Genomic DNA, 3,601 nt, shown 5'->3' with positions numbered 1-3,601 from the left:
GCCGTCGGCCGGGCCTCGAGTTGCCGATGTCAGACCAGGCGGGTCAGCGCCTGGCGGGCCTGGTCGGCGACCTCGGCGTCGACCGTGACCGCGTACTGGCCGGCGGTCAGGGTGCTGGCCGACGAGAAGTCCCGCCGACCGCCGGTCATCGCGTGCGCGATGGCACCGAAGACGGCACCCCAGAGCGCGCCGATCAGCAGCCCGAACAGCAGCACGCCGAGCCAGCCGCCGTCGCTGAAGATGCCGAACAGCAGGCCGATGAACAGGCCGAACCATGCGCCGCCGGCCGCGCCGTTCAGCGCGGCCCGGGCGATGGTCACGCGGCCCAGCACTTTCTCCACGAGGCGCAGGTCGGTGCCGACGATCGCGGTCCGCTCGACCGGGAACTGATTGTCCGACAGGAAGTCGACCGCGCGCTGGGCCGACGCGTAGTCGGGATAGGTGGCGACGGGGACGGTAGCGCCCGGCACGATGCCGGCGTTCAGGCCCAGCGAGTCGCCGCCGGGGGTGTCGGGGATGGTCATGACTGTGCCTCCTTGTCGGGCACGGCCGCCGGCTGCTCACCGGCCGAGAGCCGCATCCAGATGAAGAACGTCGCGGCGACGACGGCCACGATCGCCGCCGCGCCGGTGAGAAACGCGAACCGCCCGGAGACGAGGTCGGGGGTGACCCGCTCGGACAGGGCGACGGCGCCCAGCCCGACCGCGGCGACGGCCGCGGCGATCGCCCCGCCGGCCACGAACAGCACGGTGGTGAGCCGGCTCGGCCGATCGAGGGCGCCCGGGCGCCGGAAGCGCCACAACCGCAGGAGGAACGCCACCGCCGCGCCCCAGGCCAGCACGATCAGCAGGGCCGCGATGGTGTCGCTCGGCCGGTGCCACTCGGCCCACACGGTGGCCACCGCGATCACCGACACGTAGCCGGCGCCGATCAGCGCCACCGCACCGCGGATCGCTCCGGGCAGCACGAGCATCAGGGCGAACGCGACCGAGGCGGCGGCCGCCATGTGGCCGCTGGGGAAGGAGTTGGGCGCTGGGAAGCCGTCCAGCTCGGGCCGGGGGAGGGCGGTTTTCAGGAGCCGGGTGGTGAGGTTGGCACCGAGCACCATGACACCGGCCGCCACGGCGAGATCCAGCCGGCGGCGGATCAGCCCGATCAGCCCGACCGCGAGGCAGACCAGCACCAGGCCGGCGAGCGACGTGCCGTTCAGCGTCCGCTCCATGACATCTGTGGCGCGCTCGTGACCCACCTCAGAGTTGCGCAACGCCTGGGTGTCGATCGACTGGCCGAGCGACGAGAGCACGAACAACCGGTAGGTCGCGACGACGGCGAGCGTCGAGGCGACGGCGGTCAGGACGGGCGTGATCAGGTGGCCCACGCCGCGGGTCTGCGGGGGCGTTGCCGGTCGGGATGCCAGCGCCGTCATCGGGGGGTCGTCCTCCTCTGTCGAAGTGCGGGACCACATGTGCCCAATGCCTCGCTGTTCCAAGCGCGTCACGGACAAATCTTGTGTCCCGCGCGCAACACCATACGAACCGGCGCAACCGAGGCGCACCCTTGCGCGCCCCGAGCAGGCAACGGCCCGACGGGACCTTCATCTGGACATCGTCCACGGAAGGAACCGCGCACATGCTGCTCACCGCCCGCCGACTGCTCGCCGGCCCGCTGCTGGTGGCCGCCATCGGGGCAGGTCTGGCCGTCGCTCCGGGCGCCGCGAACGCGGCGACCGTCACCGCCACCGTCGAGGTGGGCAGCACTCTGATGGTGCGCGCCGAGCCGTCGCTCAGCGCCAAGATCGTCGGCTCGGCGCGTGCTCACCAGAAGGTCGACGTGCAGTGCCTGGCCGCCGGCACGGTGGTCCGCGGCTCGGTGCGCACCACCGATCTGTGGGCGAAGCTCGGCGCCGGCCGGTTCATCTCGTGGTCGTACCTGAGCGCGCCCCGCGCGATCGCGCGGTGCACCACTCAGACACCGCAGGCCGCCCCGATCAAGATCAAGCCGACCGCCACGTCCTACATCATCGGCACGGTTCGCAGCACGGACGGCGCCGTCAACATCCGCACTGCTCCGAGCACCTCGGGCGTGGTCGTGCTGAAGCTCAACCCGGGTCGCCGCGCGCTGCTGGTCTGCGCCGTCCCCGGCCAGAAGGTCGCCGGCACGGTCCGCACCACGACCCAGTGGGACCGCACCAGCACCGGCCACTACATCTCGCACGCGTTCATCGAGGTCGCCAAGGCGCTGCCGGTGTGCAAGGGCTACTCGTCCCCGACGACCTCGCCGGCGCTGAGCCCCGACCAGTTCATCAAGGCCGCCGTGCCGGGTGCGCAGCAGGGCTGGCGGGAGTACGGCGTGCCGCCGTCGGTGACCATCGCCCAGGCCATCCTCGAGTCCGGCTGGGGCAAGAGCACGCTGTCCAGCACGCACCGCAACTACTTCGGGATCAAGTGCCAGAACGGCAAGTACGGCACGCTGGCCAACGGCTGCGCCACGTACCGGACCACCGAGTGCACCAAGGCCGGCAGCTGCTTCAGCACCTCCGGGGTGTTCCGCACCTACAACACGATGGCCATGTCGTTCCGTGACCACGGGAACTTCCTCAAGGTGAACCCGCGGTACAAGCCGGCGTTCTCCTACACCCGCAACGCCAACAAGTTCATCTGGAACGTCTGGAAGGCCGGATACGCCACCGACCCGAACTACTACACCAAGATCACCGGCATCATGGCCAAGAACGGGCTCTACAAGTACGACACCTGGAAGTGATCTTTTCCGGATAGCTCTGCGGCTGCTCCACGCACCCCCGTCGGCGGAACCTCGTCGGCGGGGGTGTTTCGCGGCTTATGCTCGTAAAAGTGAAGCGACGTCACGACTCGGACGCCGCGGTGGCAGACCGCCGCCGTGGTCGCTTCATCGGGCCCCTGCTCGCCGCGAACGTCCTGGTCATCGGCATCACCGTGACGCTGCTCGTGGTGGGCAGCCTGCGGTCCGCGCAGCGGGCCAACGCCGACCGGGTGATGGATCAGCGCACCGCCGTCGCGCGCGCCGCGGTGATCGCCGAGACGAGCCGCTACCAGGCCCTGCTGCGGGCGGTCGCGACCGGCGCCGGCACCAACGTCCGGTTCGACGCGCGGGACTTCGCCGCCGTCACCGGGGCGCTGGACACCGCCGGTCTGCTCGGTGCGACGTCGGTCGCCTTCGTCGCGGCGGGCAAGCCGGGCGGGGAAGCGGCGCTGCAGGCCCAATGGCGCGGGCGCGGTGCCGCCGGGCTGACGCTGAAGCCGGTCGCGAACGTACCGGAGCACTACTACTCGATCTTCCAGCGAACCCTGCGCGGCCCGGAGATCTCATCCACCGGCATCGACGTCGCCGGGTCGCGGGAGGCCACCAGCGCACTCGTCGAGGCCCGCCGCACCGGCCGCCCGACGGTGTCCGACACGTACATCCTGCTGCGGGACCGTGGCCTGCCGGCGCGGCAGCAGCAGCTCTCCTTCGTCTTCGCCGCGCCGATGTACGCCGTCCAGGCCGAGGACCGCGCGCGCACCACGGCAGCCGTCCGGTTCGCGGTCAGCCGATGGTGACCGTGATCGTGTGCCATCCCGTG

General features: G+C 71.2%; 4 protein-coding genes. 2 read left to right on the top strand and 2 right to left on the bottom strand.

The features are described 5' to 3' along the window. Nucleotides 1-29: 29 nt before the first annotated feature. A complete protein-coding gene (locus AB0M20_RS32405) occupies nt 30-524 on the bottom strand; it encodes a general stress protein (protein ID WP_364304140.1) in 495 nt (164 codons plus the stop codon). Next, the gene (locus AB0M20_RS32400; protein WP_364304139.1) at nt 521-1,426 is read right to left on the bottom strand and encodes a phosphatase PAP2 family protein; all 906 of its coding nucleotides are present in this window, start codon (nt 1,424-1,426) and stop codon (nt 521-523) included. Before AB0M20_RS32400 ends, AB0M20_RS32405 begins: the two co-directional genes overlap by 4 nt. Before the next feature lie 203 nt (nt 1,427-1,629). Here AB0M20_RS32400 and gsmA point away from each other — a divergent pair, with 203 nt between their 5' ends. Then, nucleotides 1,630-2,763 (top strand): sporangiospore maturation cell wall hydrolase GsmA, encoded by a 1,134-nt coding sequence (gene gsmA / locus AB0M20_RS32395; RefSeq protein ID WP_364304138.1) that lies wholly within the window; start codon nt 1,630-1,632, stop codon nt 2,761-2,763. Nucleotides 2,764-2,852: 89 nt separating this feature from the next. Then, complete coding sequence (locus tag AB0M20_RS32390; RefSeq protein WP_364304137.1) at nt 2,853-3,578, top strand: CHASE domain-containing protein; 726 nt, start codon at nt 2,853-2,855, stop codon at nt 3,576-3,578. Nucleotides 3,579-3,601: the final 23 nt, after the last annotated feature.

It is taken from the genome of Actinoplanes sp. NPDC051633 (assembly GCF_040681735.1).
Taxonomy (GTDB): Bacteria; Actinomycetota; Actinomycetes; order Mycobacteriales; family Micromonosporaceae; genus Actinoplanes.
This window is presented reverse-complemented; position numbering and strand designations above follow the sequence as displayed.